Origin of the sequence: Brevundimonas sp. NPDC058933 (genome assembly GCF_049315965.1) — a bacterium.
GTDB lineage: Bacteria > Pseudomonadota > Alphaproteobacteria > Caulobacterales > Caulobacteraceae > Brevundimonas.
The window spans coordinates 101,304-122,617 of sequence record NZ_JBMOSL010000008.1 but is presented as its reverse complement, the minus strand read 5'-3'; the positions used below and the strand labels follow the sequence as shown (position 1 = coordinate 122,617).

Sequence of the window (21,314 nt, the reverse complement as noted above, 5' to 3'; positions counted from 1 at the left end):
ACCCTCAAAATGCCGCCCTTTGAACCCTGACATCGCGCCACCCTCACTCTCGGCAAGACAGATCACCGAAAATCGGATCAGTTTGCAACAGAGCCCGTGGTGGTGCTTTGGAAGGCGCATCTCCTCTCGGCGCACACGCCCTGGGCGCGCGTTCCGGGTGCATTATGGTCGATGCGCCACTTGCCGATCGTGTGGAAGCCGTTTCTCGCCGGTTTCTTCATCGCCTTCGCGGTCTGCCTGATCGGTATCGTGTCGTCGCTCTTCACGGGACAGAAGCTCCACGGCGAAGCCCGCTGGGCGCGGATCGGCGAGGTCCGCAAAGCCAAGCTCTTGGAGGATACCGGCATTCTCCTCGGCCGCATCAACGGCAAGTTCATGCGCTTTGGGGGAACCGAGCATGTCTTGCTCGAAGCGCCTACCCGCGCCGGCAAGGGCGTCGGCGTCGTGATCCCGAACCTTCTCCAATGGCCGGATTCGGTTGTCGTCCTCGATGTGAAGCAAGAGAATTGGGCGGCGACAGCGGGCTTTCGGATGACGAACCTTCGCCAGCAAACCCTCTTGTTCAACCCGCTCGATGCCCACGGTCGCACATGCCGCTACAACCCGCTCGCCTACATCAATCGACGCGATCAGGTCGAAGTCGTCAACGAGCTGCAAAAAATCAGCGTCATGCTTTTTCCCCTGCCCCTGCAGGGCGAGACGTTTTGGGCGGAAAGCGCAAGGACGGCGTTTCTCGGTGTCGCGGCCTATGTCGCCGCCACGGCGGATGATGGCGACGATGCGCTCCCCTTCACCATCGGCGAAATCTACCGCCAATTCGCCGCCGGCGATGCACAGAAGCGATTTCCCAAAATCATCTCGCAGCGCGAGCGGGAGGGCAAACCGCTATCAGGTGCGTGCGTGTCGGCGCTGCGGGATTGGATCATGGCCTCGGCCAATACCTTCACGTCAACCCGCCAGTCCGTCACCGCCAAGATCAATCTGTGGCTGAACCCCTATGTCGATGCGGCAACGGCTGTCAGCGATTTCGATCTGCGCGAGTTCCGCGACAAGCGGATCTCGCTCTATCTCGGCGTCTCGCCGGATGATCTGGATCGCGTGGCACCGATCTATGGCCTGCTTTTCCAGCAGCTCATTGACCTCAATGTCCGCGAGTTGCCCTCGGGTAACAAGCACCAGGTCCGCTTGCTGCTCTTGCTGGACGAGTTCTCGCGCCTCGGCCGCGCATCGGTGATCGCCAATGGCTTCAGCTACGTCGCCGGCTATGGCATTCGCCTCCTCCCCGTCATCCAGAGCGGAGCGCAGCTCGAGAACGTCTATGGGCCGAAAGTCGCCACGGAGATTGAATCCAACTGCGGCGTCCAGATGGTCATGCGCCCCGCGACCAACGATGATGCGAAGGATATTTCCGAGCGGCTTGGCACTTATACGTTTCGCGCCAAATCGCGCTCCTTCGGCATGTGGGGCCGTGGGGGCGGCTCGGTATCGGAATCCGATCAGCGCCGGCCCCTGATGCTTCCTCAAGAGCTGATGCAGCTCCCCGAAAAGGACATGATCGTCCTGCGCCTCGGCATCCCGCCCGTCTATGGCAAGAAAATCCGCTATTATACGGAGAAGGCCATGGTCGCACTGACCAAGATCCCCGCACCGCAAATGCCGAACATTCGACCCGACCCCACCGCACCGATAAACAGCCTGCGGGTGATCGCCGCGGCCGAGGCGGATGATAATGGCGCCCCTGGCTCGGCCCCGCCTGCTCATGGTCCTGGGCCGCAATCCGGAGGCGGCGGCACGGCCCCGACCCACCACCGCTTGAACCAAGCCGCGATCGCCGCCGCCATGGCCGCCCCTGCCGGGGAACGCACCAGCAAGCTTTTCCAACATATTGTTATGGTGGGCGAGGCAAAGGTCGCTTAGCGTTATGTGATCTTGCCCTCGCCGGTGGGATGACCCGAAGGGGGAACGGCTGCACAAGAGAGGCAGGCGCCTTGAAACCAATGGCAGTTTTTGCCATAATGGTAGTGAGGTGATTTATGGCTTCGATGAACGTCTCCCTTCCAGACCCCATGCGGGATTACGTCCAGCGCCGCATCGACAGCGGGCATTATGCCAGCGTGAGTGATTATGTTCGCGATCTCATTCGGCGCGATCAGGGTGAGACGCAGGATGTCGAACGGTGGCTGCATGATCTTGACGCCTCGATCGAACGCGGCCTTGCCGATGCGGAGGCGGGGCGCACCCACGACCTCGACGACGCCTGCGATGCTATCATCGACAGGATTCGGACACGGGCAAGCGCTCAGCCGCAATGAAAGTCATCCTGACGCCGGATGCGCTGGCCGACCTCGATCACATCGCCGAACATATCGAAAAGGACAATCCCGCGAGAGCCATCAGCTTTGTCGAGGAATTGCGTGAGGCGGCCCGTCGCCTTGCCGATCTGCCCCAGGGCTATCCTCTGGTGCCTCGCTATGAGCGCTACGGTATCCGTCGCCGTTCCTATCGCCGCTATGGCATCCTCTACCGGCCAGAAGCCCACCGTATCCTGATCCTGCGCTTTCTTGGCCCCGGTCAAGATCATGATCGCGCGCTCCAATTGGTTTGAGCGATCGCTTGCTAGGGATTGATCGGAGCGAAGGCGGGCCAGTCACGACTTTTGAGGCCGGGCTGTGACAGGAAGCTCGGGCCGTCCAGCAACAGCGTCATGCGCGTGTAGCCGATCCTGAGGGATTCGAGCGGCACCGCTCGCAATGTCTCTTCAAGACCGGCATATCGCTCGTCCGAGATCACCACATAGTTTATCCTGCCGGTCGAACATTCGATCAGGGCCTCGACAACCCGGCCCAGATTCATCCCGCTCTTGTCATCAACCGCCATGCCGATCAGGCCGGTCGCGGTGAACAGGTTCGGCGTATCGGATCTTTGGCTGGCTGTTTCGGCCGATCGGCCGCCATCCTCATATTTGGTCTGCTGCCCCAACCATCGCCAGATACCGACGAGGTTCGTCAGCATCAGGAATCCATTGGTGGCAACCAAGGCTGTCTGTCCTGTGGCGTAGCCCAATGTGGTCCAGCAAACCGAGCTGATGCTGAACACCACGAAGCCCCAGCCCGTCACGCGCGCGCCCAGGTTGGAAGCCGTCATCATCGCCGCGATCATCGTCGCGATCGTGGCGAGCCAACCGACGAGACTTATCATCGTCCCACCCCTCGCTGCGGCCCGCGTGGGGGCGGCGCAACCGGCAACGCCTTCACGCCGGCTGCGCCGACGCTTCCGCTGTCGGGAGCGAAACAGCCGCCTCGCTCGTCAGCAGCCGGAAGGTGAAGCTCTCTTGCAGGTACAGCTCAACCACCTCGGCGGTGTGGCTGAGATAGCCAATCGACAAGTCCTGTCCGAGATCGAGTTCGAAATCGCCGCCCCGTGTTGTCAGGACGACGCCGCCCGTGATGCCCGGCGCCCAGATGATATCGCCATCCACCAGACGATTGATGTGCTGGAGCACCGGATAGCCCTCCTCGCTGCCGCCGCTGATCGCGGTGAACGGATCATCGCCCAGCACCAGTCGATAAGGCCCCTCGACCCCGGCAAGGCGCAACCGGTCGACGGCTTGGGCGACGATGGCGGGATATCCGGCGACGGCCGTGGGCAGCGGCACCGGCTCGTTGCTCGCGCCGGGACGGATGCCGCCGATATCGGCAGCGGCATAGCCATCAAAGATCGCACGATTTTCGGCAAAGGCGATCGTGCGGGCAGCTTCCTTGAGCGGCTGCCAGTCGGAATCTTCGGAGCCACGCTCCACATCGTCGATCGCAGCGCGGGTCAGCGTGAAGGGCACGCGCAGTTCGACTACGGCATTGGCCGCACGCCGCACGGCCTGGACGCCATCGCTCGGCGCATCGATCGGCTTGGTGTGGCCCGTGCCCACGGCCGCGAGCGTAGCCCCCTTCGGGTCCGGCACGTCCACGACGCGGCGCGCGGCCAGATAGCGCTTGAGGGTTCGGGTCGCCTCTTGTTCGATCTGTGCCCAGGCGGCGTCTGAGATCGGGGCGAGTTCGCGATGGAGGTTATTCATGTCCGGCCTCGTCTTTGAGTGATCCAATGCGGAGCGATCCGTCCAATGCCGTTGGAGCCTCCGGGGTCGGAGCCGTGGGTGCCGGCGCAGCCACCGCTTCATCGCCATTGCTATCGTCGCCATCGGCCGCAGGCGGCCCCGGCGTCACGGCGTCCAGAAAGTCGGCCGACGGCACGAAATAGAGCGAGCCGGTCACGGCCCGGCTGACATCGAGCAGGCGATCGTAGTTGCCGGGCGGCAGGCCGATGAACATATTGTCGAGCATCCGCTCGATCCGCGTGGGTGAGCGGGCGTAACCGATGAAATAGGTGCCGAACTCCCCCTTGCCGACATCGCCGAACGGCATGTTGTCGCGCAGGATCTGGAGTTGCTCGCCGTCCTCCTCGATGTTGGTGAGGACGTTGTGCGCGAAGCTCGGCTTCGCTGCCTCGTCCAGCTCGATGTCCGACAGTTTCTCGCGCCCGACGATCTTCTCCTGTTGCTCGACGGGAATCGCGTTCCACTTGTCGAGGTCATGGAGGTATTTCTGGACGATCACATAGCTGCCGCCAGCGAAGACCGGATCGTCCGCCGCCCCGATCACCGTGGCATCTCTCGCCCCCTGCTCGACGGGGTTTTCCGTCCCATCGACGAAGCCCAGTAAGTCGCGATCATCGAAGTAGCGGAAGCCATGCACCTCGTCCGTGACCGAGGCGACGCCGGCGAGGCGCTTCACGATCTGCGCGGCCATCTCGAAGCACAGGTCCTGCCGTGCGGCGCGAATGTGGAACAGCAGGTCGCCGGGTGTCGAAGGCGCATGATGGACGCCATGAATTTCCCGGAACGGATGCAGCTCCTTCGGCCGCGGTGCCCCGAACAGTCGGTCCCAGGCATCGGAGCCGATCCCCATGATGCAGGAAAGCCCTCCATCCGCTGCCCTAAAGCCGACGCCACGCACCAGCGAGGAAAGGATTGCGCAGAGATTTCGCACCGCCATCTCGGGCTTTGCACCCGCGCCCATCGACACCACGAGGAAGATGGCTGCACGAGTGAGCCGGGCATCGACGGCCTGGGAACGTGCGGTAACATCCTGAGCGACAGTGGAAGGCAAGCTCGTCTCCTATGGCCGGACCCGGCCCATCGTTATGGCACACACCCAAGAGGCGGCTAAAGCGCCGCCTTGAGATAGGGCGCGGTCAGACTGCCTTCCGCCTCTGCAACGTCGCTAGGGACGCCGCTGGCGATGATTAGGCCACCTTCCTCCCCGGCTCCCGGTCCGAGATCGATGACCCAATCCACCTGTGCGATGGCGCGCATGTCATGCTCGACGACAACAACCGTATTGCCCACGTCGACAAGGCCCTGCAGGTGCCGCATCAGCCGGTCCGCGTCGGACGGGTGAAGCCCCGAAGTAGGCTCGTCGAGGATGTAGATGGTGTTGCCGCGCTGGGCGCGTTGCAGCTCGGTCGCAAGCTTGATGCGCTGCGCCTCGCCGCCCGACAGTTCCGTCGCCGGCTGCCCGAGCCTCAGATATCCAAGGCCGATCTCCCGCAGCACATCCAGCGAGCGCATGACGGACGCCTCACCCGCGAAGAAGTCGCACGCCTCGTCCACCGTCAGCTCCAGCACCTGGGCGATGTTGCGGCCGTTCCATTCGACTTCGAGCGTTTGCGGGTTGTAGCGGCTGCCGTGGCAGGTCGAGCACGGCGCATAGACGCTTGGCAGGAACAGCAGCTCCACCATCACGAACCCCTCGCCCTCACATACCGGGCAGCGGCCTTCGGCGACGTTGAACGAGAAGCGGCCGGGGCTGTAACGGCGCTTCTTGGCCAACGGAGTGCCGGCAAAGATCTTGCGCACATGATCGAACAGGCCGCTGTAGGTGGAGAGGTTCGAGCGTGGGGTGCGGCCGATCGGCTTCTGATCGACCCGCACCAGTCTGCGCACATGCTCCATGCCCGCAACGATGCGGCCTTCGGTCTCTTCCTGCGCAACATCAAGCAGCGGATCGGCATCCTCTTCCTCGGCAGCCGGCGAGCCGCCGAGCTGTTCCGCGACAAGCTCCGGCAGCGCCTGGCTGACCAGACTGGACTTGCCCGATCCCGAAACCCCGGTGACAGCGGTGAAGCAACCGATCGGAAGCTCGACGTCGAGGCCGCGCAGGTTGTTGCGCGTCACCCCCTCTAGACGGAGCCAAGCCTTTGCTTCGCGCGGGGTCCGGTCATGGGCGACGGGCTCTGCGAACAGATAGCGGCGCGTGATCGACGCCTCGACGTCGGCCAGTCCCGCGATCGGCCCGCTGTAGAGCACTTCACCGCCCTTTTCGCCTGCTCCTGGCCCTACATCGACCAGCCATTCGGCATGGCGGATCACGTCAAGATCATGCTCGACGACGAACAGCGAGTTGCCCGCCGCTTTCAGCCGCTCAAGGATGGTGAGCAAAGCTTCGCCGTCTGCCGGGTGCAGCCCCGCCGAGGGCTCGTCCAGCACATAGACCACGCCGAAAAGCTGCGAGGACAATTGAGTGGCAAGGCGCAGGCGTTGCAGCTCGCCGGAGGAAAGCGTCGGCGTGCTTCGGTCGAGCGAGATGTAGCCAAGGCCAAGATCGATCAGCGGGCCGAGCCGTTCGAGCAGCTCGGATGCGAGACGCTGCGCGGCGACCCGCTTCTCATCGGAGAGGTTGGGCGTGCGGCGCACGTCGGGCGCTGCCTTGTGCGCCGAGCCTCCCGCCGCGACCCTGCGTTCAACTGCCGCATCGCGGGCCGCCTTGCCAAGAACATGGCCCTTCGGGGCCGCCGCGGCGCCCCCATACTCGCCATGCGCGACAGGCGTGAGCAAGTCCCGGAGCTTCAGCACCGTCAGGTCGCCAAACTCGGCGATGTCGAGGCCCGCGAACTTCACCGACAGAGCCTCGCGCTTCAGCCGCTTGCCGTCGCAGGTCGGGCAATCGCGGCCTATGATATATTGCGAGACGCGCTTCTTCATCAGCGCGCTTTTGGTGTTGGCGAACGTCTCCAGCACATAGCGACGGGCGCCGGTGAAGGTGCCCTGATAGCTCGGCTCCATGCGGCGCTTGAGGGCGACGCGCGTCTGCTCGGGCGTCAGACCCGCATAGACCGGCACCGTCGGCGTCTCGTCGGTGAAGAGTATCCAGTCGCGATCCTTCTTCGGAAGATCCCGCCATGGGGTGTCGACATCATAGCCGAGCGAGACGAGGATATCGCGCAGGTTCTGGCCGTGCCACGCGGGCGGCCATGCGGCGATGGCGCGTTCCCGGATCGTCAGCGTGTCGTCGGGCACCATCGTCTCTTCGGTCGCGTCATAGACGCGCCCGATGCCGTGGCAGGTCGGGCAGGCGCCCGCGACTGTGTTTGGCGAGAAGTCCTCCGCATAGAGCATGGGCTGATTGCGCGGATATTCGCCGACGCGCGAGTAGAGCATCCGTACCAGGCTGGAGAGCGTCGTCACGCTCCCAACCGAGGACCGCGCATTGGCCGAGCCGCGCTGCTGCTGCAACGCGACTGCGGGAGGCAACCCGTCGATAGCGTCAACCTCCGGCACACCGGCCTGATCGATCAGGCGGCGGGCGTAGGGCGCGACCGATTCCAGATAGCGGCGCTGTGCCTCGGCATAGAGGGTGCCGAAAGCGAGGCTCGATTTGCCCGATCCGGATATGCCGGTGAACACCACGAAGGCGTCGCGCGGCACGTCCACGTCGACATTCTTGAGATTGTTCTGCCGCGCGCCGCGTACCTGAACGAAGCCGGAGCGCGGCGCGCGTTCCTTGCCGGGGGTGGTTTGAGGCTCCTGATCCTTGCTCATACGGTCACTTTCACTCGGCGCATCACAGATAGATGAACTGACGGTACAGGCCGTCCAACTCGCCCCGGATCGTCTCCGCCCGATCCTCGTCATCGTTATCTACTGCCGTCAGCAGCGCCTGTTCCTTCGCGGTGATCCGGTCGCACAGCTCGTACAGATTTTCGCAGAAAGCCTCCGAATGGACCGACGGCTCTTCCCGGTCGGGCTGCGCCGACGCCAGGCCGCGAACCGACGAGAGCGGGGTGACATCGTTCTCTTCGTTGAAGGCGATCTGGCGCTGTCGCCGACTCTCGGTCTCGTCGATCGCGGCCCTCATCGCCGGCGTCACGGTATCGGCGTAGAGAACTGCGGTGCCGTTCACGTTGCGCGCGACGCGGCCGATCATCTGGATCAGCGCCTGGGCCGAGCGCAGGAAGCCCGCGCGGTCCGCATCGAAGATCGCGATCAGCGACGCTTCGGGGATATCGAGCCCTTCGCGTAGCAGGCTGATACCGATCAGCACGTCGAACTCGCCCGCGCGCAGGCCCTCGATGATCGCGACCCGATCCTCGACCTTGACGTCAGAGTGCATGTAGCGCGCGCGCACGCCCTGGCTTTCGAGGAATGCGTGCAGCTCCTCGGTCGCGACCTTGGTCAGCGTCGTGACCAGCACGCGCTCATCGCGCTTCGTGCGCTGCGCGATCTCGCGTAGCAAATCATCCCGCGCGCCTTGGGACGGGCGGATTTCCACTTTCGGATCGAGCAGGCCGGTCGGCCGAACGATCTGTTCGACCACCCTGCCTTGCGAGGCCCTTACCTCATAGGCGCCGGGGGTGGCGGACACGAAGATCGTCTGCGGCTTGACCTGTTCGAACTCGTGGAAGCTCAAGGGGTGGCTGTCCTTCGAGGATGGCAGGCGGAAGCCATAATCGATCAGCGTATCCTTGCGGGCCTGGTCGCCCCGGAACATCGCCGAGATCTGCGGGATCATCACATGCGATTCGTCGACGAACAGCAGCCCATCCTTGGGCAGATAGTCGAGCAGGGTTATGGGCGGGAGCGCTGGGTCACGGCCGCTCAGATAGCAGGCGTAATTTTCCATGCCCGAGCAATATCCGACCTCGCGCAACATCTCGGCATCGTTGGTGATGCGATCATAGAGGCGCGCCGCTTCCGTCAGGCGATTTTCGCTGGTCAGCCGCTCGACCTGCGTCTCCATCTCTGCGAGGATCGCCGTTGCGGCCTTGCGGGCCTGATCGGCGGTCGCCGCCAGAACGGTCTTGGGCGATACGAGATAGTGATCGGTGCTCTCTAGCTGCCTTCCGGTCGCCGCATCGAACCACTGGAGGGACGCGATCAGGCCGTTCGCCAATCCGACCCGCAGGGCCTTATATTCCGAATCCGCCGGGTAAACCTCAACAGCGTCGCCATCAGCGCGATAGGTGCCGCGCTTCAGCTTGTGCTCGGCCCGATCATATTGCAGACGCGCCAGGCCGCGAAGAAGCTCTTCCTGTCCCAACCGCGCGCCCTCGGTCAGCGGAACCTGGAGCGCGCGATAATTGTCGGGATCGCCCATGCCATAGATCGACGATACCGAGGCAACGACGATCGTATCGCGGCGCTCAATCAGGGATTTTGTCGTCGAAAGGCGCAACCGTTCCAGATGCTCGTTGATCGAGGAATCTTTCGGAATGAACTCATCGCGGCCCGGCAAATACACCTCTGGCTGGAAATAGTCGTAGTAGGAGACGAAATACTCCACGGCGTTTTCAGGGAAAAATCGCCGCATTTCGTCATAGAGCTGCGACGTTAGCGTCTTGTTGGGGGCCAGGATCAGCGTGGGACGCTTCAGGCGATGGATCACGTTGGCCATCGTGAACGTCTTGCCCGACCCCGTGATGCCCTTGAGGGTCTGATGGTGCGCCCCCTCCTCGATGCCGGATATGAGCCGCGCGATCGCTTCGGGCTGATCGCCCGCCGGGGTATAGTCGGAGTGCAAAATGAATATGCCAGTCGACATCAGATATCCTCCTGCCAGGGCCAGGCCATGAACGCCTCAAGCGTGCCCAAAAACGATTGTCGGGTCACATCTGCCCCTTCGCGGGCGGCTGTCCATGGTCCTTGTGTGCGTGCCTGATCCGCCGAACGGTCCACCAGACACCAAGGAGGACAAGGGGAACCAAAGCTGCGATCACCAGCTCAGGCGCCACTGCGTCGTGAATGCCCGGTATGCCCTTGATGAAATAGGAGAGCAGGCCGATCACATAATAGGAGATTGCGGCGACAGACAGGCCCTCCACCGTCTGCTGAAGCTGCAATTGCAGCTTCGCCCGGTTGTTCATCGAGGCGAGCAGGTCGCTATTCTGGCGTTCGAGCTGCACATCGATCCAGGATCGCAGCAAGGTGGTCGCGCGCGCCAGCTTGTCCGAGAGATTGGCCTGCCGCTCCTCGATCACGCGACAGGTCCGCATGGCGGGGGCGATCCTGCGATGCAGGAAGCTGCGCCAGCGATAGCAGCCGGGGACGAAGGTTTCGCCGAGTGCGGCAAGCCGTTCCTCGACGATCTCGTAATAAGCGCGGCTCGCGCCGAAGCGGTAGAGGCTGGACGCCGTGTCCGCCTCCAGCTCGGCCGAGAGATCCGTCAATCTGGAAAGCAGCGCCTCGCTGTTGCGCCGAGCCGACTTGCGCATCTCATCCGTGATCGCGGCGAGGCGCTTTTCTATATTGCGTAGATGCGGACCCAGCGATTGGGTCAGGGGAATACCGAGCAGGGCCAACGTCCGATAGGTCTCGATTTCAAGGAGCCGCTGCGCCAGCGCGCCAAGCCGGATCGGCGTCAGGCCGCGATCGAGGATGAGGATGCGGGTCAGCCCATCTGCATCCTGACGGAAATCGGTAACGATATCCGCCATGCCGTCCTCGACGAGCGAATGGCAGCGGCTGATCGGATCGAAGCGGTCAATGTAGGTCGCGGTCTCTTCCGTCCACGCCACCACGTCCAACCGGATGCCGCAAATGACCGGCCCAGGCGGGGTGAAGCCGTGCTTGAACGGGTCTTCGCCCGCCAGATCCCCGGTGTCGGGATCAACAGGCGCGCTCCACAGGTAGGTCGAAAACTCCGTATGCTTCTCACAATGCAATTTGCCCTGATCCCAGGTCAGGCCATGAAGGGGGGAGTTCTGATCGGGCAGCGACGCGCCCATTCGGCTCGATATTTCCGCGAGCGTCGCCTTATCCTTGGCCAGATTGCCTTCATTCATGAAGGCGAGCTGCACCAGGGCGCGCGGTGACTCGATCAGGAGATATGGGCGCGCATGTACCTCGTCGATGGCAACCCGCCTATTTTCATAGGTCGGCATACCATAGACAGTCGAACCGCCATTCGGAGCGCTGCCCGCTTCACTCAATCGGCTTTCCCCCCTTGTCATCCTTCTCCCCCACGTCGCGATGATCTAGATCGCCATAAGTAATCAGCCGAGAGCCACGATATCCTATGCCATGGGTCCACAGCCAGCTTAGTGCCACACTAAGCCGGTTCTGCGCCCCGATCAGGAAATAAATGTGGATGAGCTTCCACATCCACCACGCCAGGGCCCCGCGCAACTTAAACCGACCCATGTCGACGACGGCAAGGCTGCGGCCTATAGTCGCCAAATTGCCCTGATGCCGGTAATGGAAGGGCGCGACCTCGTTCTGCCCCTTCAGGCGCTGGCGGATAAGCCGGGCGACATATTGACCCGCCTGCTTCGCAGCCGGCGCAAGACCGGGGACAGGCTTGCCATCGAACCCGTTCGAGGCCGCGGTGTCGCCGATCACGAAAATGTCGCGATGACCCGGCACCGTCAGGTCCGGTCCGACAATCACGCGGCCAGCGCGATCGGCTTCAGCGTTCAGCCAATGCGCGGCGGGCGATGCCTGGACGCCTGCTGCCCACAGGATCGTTTCGGCGGGAATCTGCTTCCCATCCACGACGACGCCATCGGCGGAGCATTCCGTGACCGGCGTGCCGAGCTTGATTTCGACGCCGAGCTTTTCGAGCGCCTGCCGGGTATAGGCGGAGAGGTCTTCCGGGAAAGCCTGCAAGAGCCGTTGCCCGGCTTCGATCAGCACGACGCGGGTCGCACGCGGGTCGATCGACCGGAAATCCCGCACCAGCGTCAGGCGGGCAAGCTCCGCGATCGTGCCGGCCAGCTCCACGCCGGTCGGGCCACCACCGATGATGACGAAGGTCTGCAAAGCGGCACGGCGCGCGGGGTCCGTCTCACGCTCGGCTTCCTCGAAGGCGACCAGAAGGCGCCGGCGAATGGTGGTTGCATCCTCCAGCGATTTCAGGCCGGGAGCAAACGGTTCCCATTGATCGTGGCCGAAATAGGAGTGCCGCGCGCCCGTCGCGATGACGAGCGTGTCATAGGCAACCGTCGAGCCGTCCTCCAGAATGACGCGCCGACCGCCTGTATCGACACCTTCAACCTCGCCGAGCAGGGTCCGCACGTCCTTCCGCTTGGCGAAGAGCGAACGGATCGGCCATGCGATCTCCGATGGCGACAGCGAGGCGCCCGCCACCTGATAGAGCAGCGGCTGAAAGAGATGGTGGTTGCGGCGATCGACGAGCGTGATGTCCACGCCGCTCCCGGCGAGCCGCTGCACGGTTTCAAGGCCGCCGAAGCCCGCCCCCACGACCACCACGCGATGGCGGCCGTGAGCCGGCTCATGGCTGGGCGCGATTTCGCGCATGGTTGAAGGTGACGGCCCGGTCATTGGGACAACGCCGCGGCATGGTGGGCGATATGTTCGCCGATGAAACTCGCGATGAAATAATAGCTGTGGTCGTATCCAGGCAGCCGATGGAGCGTCAGCGGGTGCTCGGCAGCCTTGCACGCCGCCTCCAGCAAGTCGGGGCGCAGCTCGCGCTCGACAAACTCGTCATCCAGACCCTGATGGACGAGCAACGGCAGACGCTCGCGGGCGGCCTTGATAAGTTCGATGGCGTCATATTGCTTCCACGCCTCGCGATCGTCACCCAGATAGGCCGTGAAGGCACGCTCGCCCCAAGGCACCTGGCTCGGCGCTACGATCGGCGAGAAGGCCGATACGCTGCGATAGCGTCCGGGGTTGCGCAGGGCGGCAACAAGGGCGCCATGCCCGCCCATGGAATGGCCCGCGATAGCCCGGCGATCATCGGCCGGGAATGTGGCTTCGATCAGCGCCGGCAATTCCTCGACGACATAATCGTACATGCGGTAGTGTGCGGCCCAAGGTTCCTGCGTCGCGTTGACGTAGAAGCCGGCGCCCTGCCCCAGATCATAGCCGGGATCGTCGGCCACGCCTTCGCCTCGCGGGCTGGTGTCCGGCACGACGAGGATGATCCCGTGCTCGGCCGCGAAACGCTGCGCGACAGCCTTGGTGATGAAATTCTGCTCGGTGCAGGTCAGGCCGGACAGCCAATACAGCACCGGCACGCGACCGTCCTTCACCTGGGGAGGCAGATAGACGCCGACCTTCATCGGACAACCGAGGCTGATCGAGTCATGCTGATAGACGTCCTGCCAACCGCCGAAGCTGGCGTGATGTTCGACACGTTCCATTTTTGTTTCCTTGCTTCGACGGTTGGTGGACGGTGTGGCGATAGGAGCCCTTTTGCTGGCTGTTGTGCGGGGGGAAGCGCCGGCGCCTGTTTCAGCGCCGGCGACAGCCAGTCATAGGGTTGCGGGTATCGCCCTCACCTTCCGGCTTCAGATGAAGGTGTACGAGCAGACCTTGTTGCCCGCCGGATCACGCAGATAGGCCGCATAGGCACCCGGCAGATGGCCACGCGGGCCGGGCTGGCCCTCGTCGGTGCCACCGGCCGCGAGGCCGGCCGCGTGGAAAGCGTCCACTTCGGCGGGCGTCGCGGCGGCAAAGCCAACCGTCACGCCGTTGCTGGAGGGCGCTTCGCCATTGCCGGGACGGGCAATGATGAAGGCGGGCTTGTCGCGACCGTACAGCACCCAGCCATTGCCGAAGGGGCCGAGGTTCTTGACGCCCAGGGCGCCCAGAGCGGCGTCATAGAACGCCGACGACTGCTCGACGTCGGCAGCGCCGATGAAGACGTGCGAGAACACGCCGTTGCCGGAGATAACGGGGTCAGCCATGATATTCTTCCTTGAGGTTAGTGTTTGAAACTAAACGGCGTAATCTGTCGGATCAGTAGTGGATCACGGTGCGGATCGACTTGCCTTCGTGCATCAGGTCGAACGCCTCGTTGATCTCATCGAGACCCATGGTGTGGGTGACGAAGGGCGCCAGATCGATCTCGCCCTTCATGGCGTCCTCGACCATGCCGGGAAGCTGGGTGCGCCCCTTGACGCCGCCAAAGGCCGACCCCTTCCAGACGCGGCCCGTGACGAGCTGGAACGGACGGGTGGAGATTTCCTGGCCCGCGCCGGCAACGCCGATGACGATCGACTGGCCCCAGCCACGATGCGCGGATTCCAGCGCGGCCCGCATGACATGGACGTTGCCGATGCACTCGAACGTGTGGTCGATGCCCCATCCGGTCATCTCGATCAGCACTTGCTGGATCGGCTTGTCATAGTCCTTGGGGTTGATGCAGTCGGTCGCGCCGAACTGACGTGCCAGCTCGAACTTCGTCGGGTTGGTGTCGATCGCGATGATGCGGCCTGCCTTGGCCTGACGCGCGCCCTGGATCGCGGCGAGACCGATGCCGCCCAGACCGAACACGGCAACCGAGTCACCCGGCTGCACCTTGGCGGTGTTGTGGACCGCGCCGATGCCGGTGGTGACGCCGCAGCCCAGAAGGCAGACATGCTCGGGGTTCGCTTCCGGGTTGATCTTGGCGAGCGAGACTTCGGCGACGACGGTGTATTCGCTGAACGTCGAGCAGCCCATGTAGTGATAGAGGGGCTGGCCGTTGTAGGAGAAGCGCGTGGTGCCATCAGGCATCAGGCCCTTGCCCTGCGTTTCGCGGACCGCGACGCACAGGTTGGTCTTGCCGGACAGACAGAACTCGCACTTGCCGCACTCGGCGGTGTAGAGCGGAATGACGTGATCGCCCGGCTTGACGCTGGTGACGCCCTCGCCGACCTCGACGACGATGCCCGCGCCCTCGTGACCGAGAACGACCGGGAAAATGCCCTCCGGATCGTTGCCGGACAGCGTGAAAGCGTCGGTGTGGCATACCCCGGTATGCGTGACCTTGATGAGCACTTCGCCTTTCTGGGGCGGTGCGACATCGATCTCGACGATTTCGAGCGGCTTGCCTGCCTCGAAGGCTACGGCGGCGCGAGATTTCATTTTGATTTCCCTCGTTGGTTGAATCGGACCGCCGGTTGTGAAGCCCGGCGAAGCGCGACTCTCGGACAAACACATACTGGCGGGAGTATGTCTAATATACTCCTAGCCAGTATGCAAGAGGGATATCGACTGAGGGATGGAGGCGCCTGACAGGACGTCATGGCTTGGGAAAGCGCAGCGCGATCGTTGATGCTGCGTTTCCGGAAAGGGGCGGCTTGCCGATCCGGGGGGGAGTTAGATCGACAAGCCGGAAGGGGGTGTTCGTGCGGAAAGCAGTCCGCCCCCTACGACTCAGAATATCCCCCGGTCATGACCGGGGGATATTCCGGGTTAGAAGAAGATCAGGCCGCTACGGAGCCGTGCGGATCGATGACGTACTTGAACGCCGATCCGTCATCGAACTCCTTGTAGGCCGCCGGCGCATCCTCCAGCTTGATGATCTTCGTGTTCATCATCGGGGTCAGATAGGGCATCCGATCGTTCAGGATCGCCCGCATGAGGGCGTGGTTGTAATTCGCCGTCGGCGACTGGCCTGCCGACATCCGCGGCGACTTGATCCAGCCACTGGCCCAATCGACTTCCATGCTGCCCTTCTTGTTGTCCCTATTCTTGGAGATCGGATTGGGGCAGTAAACGCCGACCGTGCTGGTCATCCCACCGAAGCGGACATATTTCAGCAGCGCGTTGGTGACGGCGTTCTCGACGATCTGGTCGGACTCCGCCCCGAACCCGCGACAGTCGAGGCCCACATAGTCGATGACGCGATCGGCCTCGCGCTTGCCGGTGATCCGTTCCAGATGATCCTCGATCGGAATGCCGTCCGACAGGTTGATGGTCTCGACGCCGTGCGGCTTGAGCAGATCGAGCCGCTCCTGAATGAAGTCGGCGACGATGATGGCGCCGGCACCGAGGAGCTTCGCGCAGGCTGCGCCCGCGCGACCGACAGGCCCCGCGCCGAAGATCAGCACGTTCTCGCCGACGATATACGCAGGCTGCGCCGGCCAGTCGGGCGCGGCGAACCCGTGGAACGCGGTCGGCAGCACGTCCGAAAGCAGCGTCAGATCACGGATCTTCGCCATGGCCGCGTCCTTGTCGGGGAAGGCCAGCAGATTGAAGTCTGCATAGGGCACGAACAGGTAATCCCCCTGACCGCCGGTCCATCCGCCCAGGTTGAAGCCGTAGGCGCCGCAATCGACTTCGGGGTTGGTGTGCTCGCACACGTCCGAGCGCATGTGCTTGCAGTTGTAGCAGCGTCCGCAGCCGACGTTGAAGGGAACGGACACGATATCGCCGACCTTGATATATTCGACGTCGGAGCCGACCTCGATCACCTCGCCGGTCATCTCGTGGCCCATCGTCATCCCCTTGGGGACTTCGAACGAACCGCGGTAGATGTGAAGGTCGCTGCCGCAGATGTTGGTGGTGACGATCTTGAGAATGGCGCCGTGGGGGGCTTTCTTGCCCTGCGGCGTAATCAGCTCCGGGAATTTGAAGGTGTTGACCTTCATCTCCATCGGCTTCTCGAATGTGACGATCCTGTTTCCGGTAGCCATCGAATTATCTCCTAGCTCTCGTCCGCCACCCCTCAATAATGTTGAAGTTTCTACCGGACGCGCCAAAGGAGCTGCGCTGAATTAAATCAACACAATACGCCTTTGGCGATCCAGACCTCTTCATTATCGTCCATGCAGAATGGCTTTGGCTGCATGTGACAGCAAACTCGAAGTTTCTATCTTGAGATAGGAAATTCCTATGAGCGTTTTTCGCACCGCAACATTGCCGGTTCAGCCCTTTCGAGGCTGAAATTGGCGATGCAATGCAAGGATTTCCTGCAAAGGAGACACGACTTTGGGAGTGTGGACCAGCTCAAGAAGGGCTGCCGAGGGCGGCGACTTTGCCTCCCCCTTGACGCTGACGAATCCAACATCTGCGTGCGCGCCCGCACCCGTCAGTGCTGAAGCCTGAAGGTTTGGAATGTGGGCGAGGCGGGTCGCAAGCGATTGGGGCAAGACTGCCGCGTAACGCCCTGTGGCCAGATGCGCCGCCAGAATGTCGATCGTGTCCGTGTTGATCGTCGCGGCCGAGCAGTGCGCGAGCTGCAACTGTGCCTCGCTGGGGAGCGCGCCTGCCAGAATGCAAAGCGGCAGGCTCACGACATGATCCCACGCGACTCGCTTGGGCTGCGGCTCTTTGCTCATCTGGAACAGGGTCGTATGTTCCCGGTAGAGATGATGGGTCTCGAACTCGTCCTTCGGAACCTCGCCGAGATAGGTCAGCGCCATGTCCATTTCGTGATCCAGCAAGGATCTCAACAGCGAAGCAGTGCCACTCGCCGTCACGGTTTGCCCCAGCAAGGGGATTTGATCCGCAAGAGCGGCGCTGACGATCGCGCCGACAGCCGAAGTGCCTGATACCATGCCCAAGCGGAACAGGCCCTCCAGCCCTCGCTTGAGGGCCGACAGGTCACTCTCCAGCCCGTCACAGTCCCGTTCGATCTTCTTGGCCCAGGCGAGCACTGTCCCGCCTTCCAATGTGAGACCGTCATATCGCCGGCCATGCCGCACGATCTCGACGCCCAGATCTTCCTCTAGCTGCTTGATCCCCGCCGAAAGCGTCGGCTGCGACACGTTGCAGCTCTTGGCGGCCCGCCCGAAGTGACCCTCGCGATCGAGCGCTATGAGATATTCGAAATTCTTGACGATCATATGCTATCCCATCTGCCTGCGGCATCCGGCGCAGCGACAATTCGCAATTGCGCTCGACTCGCTCGGGCATGGCGGCGGCAATCCTGCACTGAGACCCTTGGAAGATAGATCGGTCAGGATGCGGCGGCGTGTTGAAGCTGAATCATCAATCCAAGACACGGAACCGGAAAAATATATATCCGCCTCTTCGGACGATCTATGAAAACGCCAACCCACAAATCGTACCAAGCGAAGATTGGTCGTATCTTCATTATTACCACCACATTACCGATACATACGCATCAGATATCCAGATAATTACCTATACGGGATGATCTTGGCCGCGCTCATTTGAGATATGTTCTCAATATCTTCATGACCCCCTCCATGTCATTATCGTAAGAGTCACCGTCCTGCCCCCCAATCGCCTTGCTTGAGGGTCCGAACGTCTCTTTAAGATGGCTCTCCATCACCTCCGCCATCAATCCGTTGGTCGCTCCCCGCATTGCCACGATCTGTTGGAGCAGGGGTGCGCAGTCCGTACCTGCCTCGATCGCCCTTTCCAGCGCTTCCGCCTGCCCTTTGATACGGCGAAGGCGTGTGATGGCCCGCTTCTTGTCCTCTGGTGAATGTGGCATCGCGCTTTCCTGAAAGATCACCACTACATACTATACAGGGGGGGAGTTTCAAGCCGCTTGTGAATTAAGGGTCGCGGCTCGTCGACGGCCTCTGCCGATTCATAGCTGCAACGGCCCGCTTTCCCCCTCCAAACATCAGGAGCTGATCTATGGTTCCCTGCCCCCTTGATACTGGTGGGGAGTATGGTATTAAAGTGCGCAAGGCTGTTCCACCTTTCGCCGAGCACGCGCCGCAGCACCACAACGCTGGTCGCAGTTGAGGAGGCCGAAAGTCAGGGAGAAAATCTGGTGCTTGCGAATCTCGATCCGGTAATCCTGGCGCGCGCGCAATTCGCGTTCACGGTCTCCTTCCACTTCATTTTTCCGGCCTTCTCCATCGGCACGGCAAGCTACCTGATGGTGCTTGAAGGGTTGTGGCTGAAAACGGGGAGCGGCGTTTACGCCAACCTCTACCGCTATTGGCTCAAGATCTTCGCCGTAGCCTTCGGCATGGGCGTGGTCTCGGGCGTGGTCATGTCCTATCAGTTTGGGACGAACTGGTCGGTCTTCTCGGCCAAAGCCGGCCCCGTCATCGGCCCGTTGATGGCCTATGAGGTTCTCACCGCGTTCTTCCTTGAGGCGGGCTTCCTCGGTGTCATGCTGTTCGGAATCAACAAGGTGGGCAAAGGGCCGCACTTTTTCGCGACCTGCATGGTCGCCGTCGGGACGCTCATCTCGGCGACCTGGATCATTTCCGTGAATAGCTGGATGCAGACGCCGGCAGGCTATGCGATCAATGCCAAGGGCCAGTTCGTGCCCGCAGGTTCGTGGCTTCCGATCATCTTCAACGCGAGCTTTCCATACCGCCTCGTTCACACGGTCATCGGGGCCTATCTGACGACGGCGATGGTCGTCGGTGCGGTCGGGGGATGGCACCTTCTGCGCGACCGCGCGAATCCCGGCGCGCGCAAGATGTTCTCGATGGCGATGTGGATGGCGGCGCTCGTCGCTCCGATCCAGATTCTCGCGGGCGATCAGCACGGCCTCAACACGCTGGAGCATCAGCCGGCGAAGGTTCTCGCGATGGAAGGTCATTATGAGGCCAGCCCCGACGGCGCTTCGCTCATCCTTTTCGGCCTCCCGAGCAACAAGGATGCGGTGGTCCACGGCAAGGTCGAAATCCCCTATCTGGGATCGCTTATCCTCAAGCACGATCCCAAAGCGCCCCTCCCCGGCCTCAACGACTTCCCGCGCGATCGCTGGCCGCCCACGCCGATCGTCTTCTGGTCGTTTCGGATCATGGTGGCGATGGGCCTCGCCATGCTGGGGCTGGGACTTTGGAGCCTGCTCGCCCGCTGGCGCGGCAAGCTCTATGACTGGCACTGGCTTCACCGCGCCGCTGTCGCGCTTGGTCCGTCAGGTTTCGTCGCGGTCATAGCAGGATGGGTCACGACGGAGGTTGGGCGACAGCCCTTCACCGTTTACGGCCTGCTGCGAACCGCAGAGTCCCATTCCCCCTTGGCCGCACCCGCCGTCGCGGCGTCCCTCGTCGCTTTCATCCTCGTCTATTTCGGCGCCTTCGGGGCCGGCACCTATTATCTGCTCCGGATGATGGCAAAGCCGCCCGCAGCCGGTGAGCCGGAACCGTCCAAGGTGCCGCAACGCGCGGCGGGCATTACGCCGGCGAGCGGCGTCGTGGCATCGACCGGACGGGAGGCATGAACATGGAGCACCTCGATCTCACCATAATCTGGGCCGGTATCATCGGTTTTGCTGTCTTCGCCTATGTCGTGATGGACGGGTTCGATCTGGGGATCGGCATCCTCTTCCCGAGCCTTTCGGTCGGAGGGGAGCGCGATCAGGCGATGAACTCGATCGCGCCGGTCTGGGATGGCAACGAAACATGGCTGGTGCTGGGCGGAGGCGGTCTCTTCGCGGCCTTTCCCCTTGCCTACGCCATCATCCTTCCCGCGACCTACCCGCTCATCATCGCGATGTTGCTCGGTCTCGTGTTCCGCGGGGTGGCATTCGAGTTTCGTTGGCGAGATCCACGCCATCGTCCCTTCTGGGATGTCGCCTTCAGCTTTGGGTCCGTTCTCGCGGCGTTCTCGCAGGGGATCACGCTGGGCGCGATCCTGCAAGGCGTGCGGGTCGAGGCCGATGCCTATGCCGGGGGATGGCTGGATTGGCTGAGCGCGTTCAGCCTCTTGACCGGCGCGGCAGTCGTAATCGGATATGCGCTTCTCGGCGCGGCCTGGCTGGTCTGGAAAACCGAAGGGCCGGGCCAGGAACGCGCCCGTCGACTGGCATTTTGGCTCGGCGGTGCGACGCTACTCGCGCTTTTCGCCGTCAGTGCGGCGACGCCGTTCCTGACCTATGACTATTGGCGACGCTGGTTTGCGATGCCCGGCGTGCTTCTCACCGCGCAGGTTCCTCTGCTGGTGGCAATCTGCGCTGCAACCTTCTTCTGGAGTCTGAAGCGCGGCGCGGAGCGTCTGCCCTTCATTATGGCGCTTGGCCTGTTCTTTCTCGGTTTCGTTGGGCTGGGGATCAGCATCTATCCCTATGTCGTTCCCCGCGCCGTCACGATCTGGGATGCAGCCGCTCCCCCGCAAAGCCAGCTCTTCATGCTGGCGGGTGCGGCCATCATCATTCCGATCATTCTCGGCTATACCGCGTGGGCCTATTGGGTGTTCCGCGGTAAGGTCGGCGCCCACGGCTATCACTGATGGATGAGCAAAAACCGCTCGGTCGACGGCTCGCCTGGATGGTCTTAATCTGGGCGGCCAGCGTTTTGGCGCTGGGGGCTGTCGCGCAGGTCATTCGCCTCATCCTCAAACCCTGACGGCAGCTCGTTTCGACGAGCTG

General features: G+C 62.6%; 19 protein-coding genes. 6 read left to right on the top strand and 13 right to left on the bottom strand.

All coding sequences use genetic code 11. From position 1 onward, the window contains the following. Positions 1-99 precede the first annotated feature (99 nt). From ACOZBP_RS13515 to ACOZBP_RS13505, 3 genes are all read left to right on the top strand, one after another. Positions 100-1,917, top strand: a complete 1,818-nt coding sequence (locus tag ACOZBP_RS13515; protein WP_422676839.1) for a type IV secretory system conjugative DNA transfer family protein — start codon at positions 100-102, stop codon at positions 1,915-1,917. 116 nt (positions 1,918-2,033) lie between these two features. Beyond that, positions 2,034-2,312, top strand: coding sequence for a type II toxin-antitoxin system ParD family antitoxin (locus tag ACOZBP_RS13510; protein WP_021233332.1), 279 nt, complete (start codon positions 2,034-2,036; stop codon positions 2,310-2,312). Then, positions 2,309-2,605 (top strand): type II toxin-antitoxin system RelE/ParE family toxin, encoded by a 297-nt coding sequence (locus tag ACOZBP_RS13505; protein WP_021233331.1) that lies wholly within the window; start codon positions 2,309-2,311, stop codon positions 2,603-2,605. The genes ACOZBP_RS13510 and ACOZBP_RS13505 overlap by 4 nt, the downstream gene beginning before the upstream one ends. Positions 2,606-2,616: 11 nt before the next feature. Here the strand turns inward: ACOZBP_RS13505 and ACOZBP_RS13500 are convergent, their stop codons facing one another. The 13 genes from ACOZBP_RS13500 to ACOZBP_RS13440 all read right to left on the bottom strand — a co-directional run bounded on the left by ACOZBP_RS13500 (position 2,617) and on the right by ACOZBP_RS13440 (position 18,467). Next, positions 2,617-3,198 (bottom strand): PRC-barrel domain-containing protein, encoded by a 582-nt coding sequence (locus ACOZBP_RS13500; RefSeq protein ID WP_062127261.1) that lies wholly within the window; start codon positions 3,196-3,198, stop codon positions 2,617-2,619. A 52-nt stretch (positions 3,199-3,250) separates the two neighbouring features. Next, positions 3,251-4,072 carry a family 1 encapsulin nanocompartment shell protein gene (locus ACOZBP_RS13495; RefSeq protein WP_062127258.1) on the bottom strand — a complete coding sequence of 274 codons (822 nt, stop codon included), beginning with the start codon at positions 4,070-4,072 and terminating at the stop codon, positions 3,251-3,253. Beyond that, on the bottom strand, positions 4,065-5,162 hold the full coding sequence (locus ACOZBP_RS13490) for a Dyp-type peroxidase (protein ID WP_082824898.1): 1,098 nt from the start codon (positions 5,160-5,162) through the stop codon (positions 4,065-4,067). The genes ACOZBP_RS13495 and ACOZBP_RS13490 overlap by 8 nt, the downstream gene beginning before the upstream one ends. Before the next feature lie 56 nt (positions 5,163-5,218). Further along, entirely contained in the window at positions 5,219-7,873 is a 2,655-nt protein-coding gene (locus tag ACOZBP_RS13485) for an excinuclease ABC subunit UvrA (protein ID WP_126014096.1), read from the bottom strand. 22 nt (positions 7,874-7,895) lie between these two features. Beyond that, the gene (uvrB, locus tag ACOZBP_RS13480) at positions 7,896-9,872 is read right to left on the bottom strand and encodes an excinuclease ABC subunit UvrB (protein WP_062126562.1); all 1,977 of its coding nucleotides are present in this window, start codon (positions 9,870-9,872) and stop codon (positions 7,896-7,898) included. A 64-nt stretch (positions 9,873-9,936) separates the two neighbouring features. After that, a complete protein-coding gene (locus ACOZBP_RS13475; protein WP_241215472.1) occupies positions 9,937-11,259 on the bottom strand; it encodes a DUF3422 family protein in 1,323 nt (440 codons plus the stop codon). Then, positions 11,252-12,586: an NAD(P)/FAD-dependent oxidoreductase gene (locus ACOZBP_RS13470; RefSeq protein WP_062126557.1), complete on the bottom strand. Its 1,335-nt coding sequence runs from the start codon at positions 12,584-12,586 to the stop codon at positions 11,252-11,254. Before ACOZBP_RS13470 ends, ACOZBP_RS13475 begins: the two co-directional genes overlap by 8 nt. Before the next feature lie 20 nt (positions 12,587-12,606). Continuing rightward, positions 12,607-13,437, bottom strand: coding sequence for an S-formylglutathione hydrolase (fghA, locus tag ACOZBP_RS13465; RefSeq protein ID WP_062126555.1), 831 nt, complete (start codon positions 13,435-13,437; stop codon positions 12,607-12,609). 147 nt (positions 13,438-13,584) lie between these two features. Then, positions 13,585-13,983 (bottom strand): VOC family protein, encoded by a 399-nt coding sequence (locus ACOZBP_RS13460; protein ID WP_062126553.1) that lies wholly within the window; start codon positions 13,981-13,983, stop codon positions 13,585-13,587. A gap of 52 nt (positions 13,984-14,035) precedes the next feature. Then, the gene (locus ACOZBP_RS13455; protein WP_017980840.1) at positions 14,036-15,145 is read right to left on the bottom strand and encodes an S-(hydroxymethyl)glutathione dehydrogenase/class III alcohol dehydrogenase; all 1,110 of its coding nucleotides are present in this window, start codon (positions 15,143-15,145) and stop codon (positions 14,036-14,038) included. A 341-nt stretch (positions 15,146-15,486) separates the two neighbouring features. Beyond that, positions 15,487-16,764, bottom strand: coding sequence for a glutathione-independent formaldehyde dehydrogenase (locus ACOZBP_RS13450; protein WP_257903726.1), 1,278 nt, complete (start codon positions 16,762-16,764; stop codon positions 15,487-15,489). A 165-nt stretch (positions 16,765-16,929) separates the two neighbouring features. After that, positions 16,930-17,850 (bottom strand): LysR family transcriptional regulator, encoded by a 921-nt coding sequence (locus tag ACOZBP_RS13445; protein WP_062126550.1) that lies wholly within the window; start codon positions 17,848-17,850, stop codon positions 16,930-16,932. 326 nt (positions 17,851-18,176) lie between these two features. After that, positions 18,177-18,467, bottom strand: a complete 291-nt coding sequence (locus ACOZBP_RS13440) for a metal/formaldehyde-sensitive transcriptional repressor (protein ID WP_062126547.1) — start codon at positions 18,465-18,467, stop codon at positions 18,177-18,179. 285 nt (positions 18,468-18,752) lie between these two features. On the opposite strand from ACOZBP_RS13440, the gene ACOZBP_RS13435 reads away from it, so the two are divergent. Genes ACOZBP_RS13435 through ACOZBP_RS13425 form a run of 3 tightly spaced genes read left to right on the top strand, consistent with a single transcriptional unit; the run spans position 18,753 to position 21,291 of the window. Next, on the top strand, positions 18,753-20,168 hold the full coding sequence (locus ACOZBP_RS13435; RefSeq protein WP_205751450.1) for a cytochrome ubiquinol oxidase subunit I: 1,416 nt from the start codon (positions 18,753-18,755) through the stop codon (positions 20,166-20,168). Then, positions 20,165-21,175, top strand: coding sequence for a cytochrome d ubiquinol oxidase subunit II (cydB, locus tag ACOZBP_RS13430; RefSeq protein WP_205499249.1), 1,011 nt, complete (start codon positions 20,165-20,167; stop codon positions 21,173-21,175). The genes ACOZBP_RS13435 and cydB overlap by 4 nt, the downstream gene beginning before the upstream one ends. Next, positions 21,175-21,291 (top strand): DUF2474 domain-containing protein, encoded by a 117-nt coding sequence (locus ACOZBP_RS13425; protein WP_082824896.1) that lies wholly within the window; start codon positions 21,175-21,177, stop codon positions 21,289-21,291. The genes cydB and ACOZBP_RS13425 overlap by 1 nt, the downstream gene beginning before the upstream one ends. Positions 21,292-21,314: the final 23 nt, after the last annotated feature.

Bases quoted from the DNA above. Each gene is read 5' to 3' on its own strand.
- fghA (WP_062126555.1), bottom strand. From the start codon at position 13,437: ATGGAACGTGTCGAACATCACGCCAGCTTCGGCGGTTGGCAGGACGTC.
- ACOZBP_RS13460 (WP_062126553.1), bottom strand. From the start codon at position 13,983: ATGGCTGACCCCGTTATCTCCGGCAACGGCGTGTTCTCGCACGTCTTC.
- ACOZBP_RS13510 (WP_021233332.1), top strand. From the start codon at position 2,034: ATGGCTTCGATGAACGTCTCCCTTCCAGACCCCATGCGGGATTACGTC.
- ACOZBP_RS13445 (WP_062126550.1), bottom strand. From the start codon at position 17,850: ATGATCGTCAAGAATTTCGAATATCTCATAGCGCTCGATCGCGAGGGT.
- ACOZBP_RS13500 (WP_062127261.1), bottom strand. From the start codon at position 3,198: ATGATAAGTCTCGTCGGTTGGCTCGCCACGATCGCGACGATGATCGCG.
- ACOZBP_RS13485 (WP_126014096.1), bottom strand. From the start codon at position 7,873: ATGAGCAAGGATCAGGAGCCTCAAACCACCCCCGGCAAGGAACGCGCG.
- ACOZBP_RS13455 (WP_017980840.1), bottom strand. From the start codon at position 15,145: ATGAAATCTCGCGCCGCCGTAGCCTTCGAGGCAGGCAAGCCGCTCGAA.
- cydB (WP_205499249.1), top strand. From the start codon at position 20,165: ATGAACATGGAGCACCTCGATCTCACCATAATCTGGGCCGGTATCATC.
- ACOZBP_RS13470 (WP_062126557.1), bottom strand. From the start codon at position 12,586: ATGCGCGAAATCGCGCCCAGCCATGAGCCGGCTCACGGCCGCCATCGC.
- ACOZBP_RS13495 (WP_062127258.1), bottom strand. From the start codon at position 4,072: ATGAATAACCTCCATCGCGAACTCGCCCCGATCTCAGACGCCGCCTGG.
- ACOZBP_RS13440 (WP_062126547.1), bottom strand. From the start codon at position 18,467: ATGCCACATTCACCAGAGGACAAGAAGCGGGCCATCACACGCCTTCGC.
- ACOZBP_RS13425 (WP_082824896.1), top strand. From the start codon at position 21,175: ATGGATGAGCAAAAACCGCTCGGTCGACGGCTCGCCTGGATGGTCTTA.
- uvrB (WP_062126562.1), bottom strand. From the start codon at position 9,872: ATGTCGACTGGCATATTCATTTTGCACTCCGACTATACCCCGGCGGGC.
- ACOZBP_RS13505 (WP_021233331.1), top strand. From the start codon at position 2,309: ATGAAAGTCATCCTGACGCCGGATGCGCTGGCCGACCTCGATCACATC.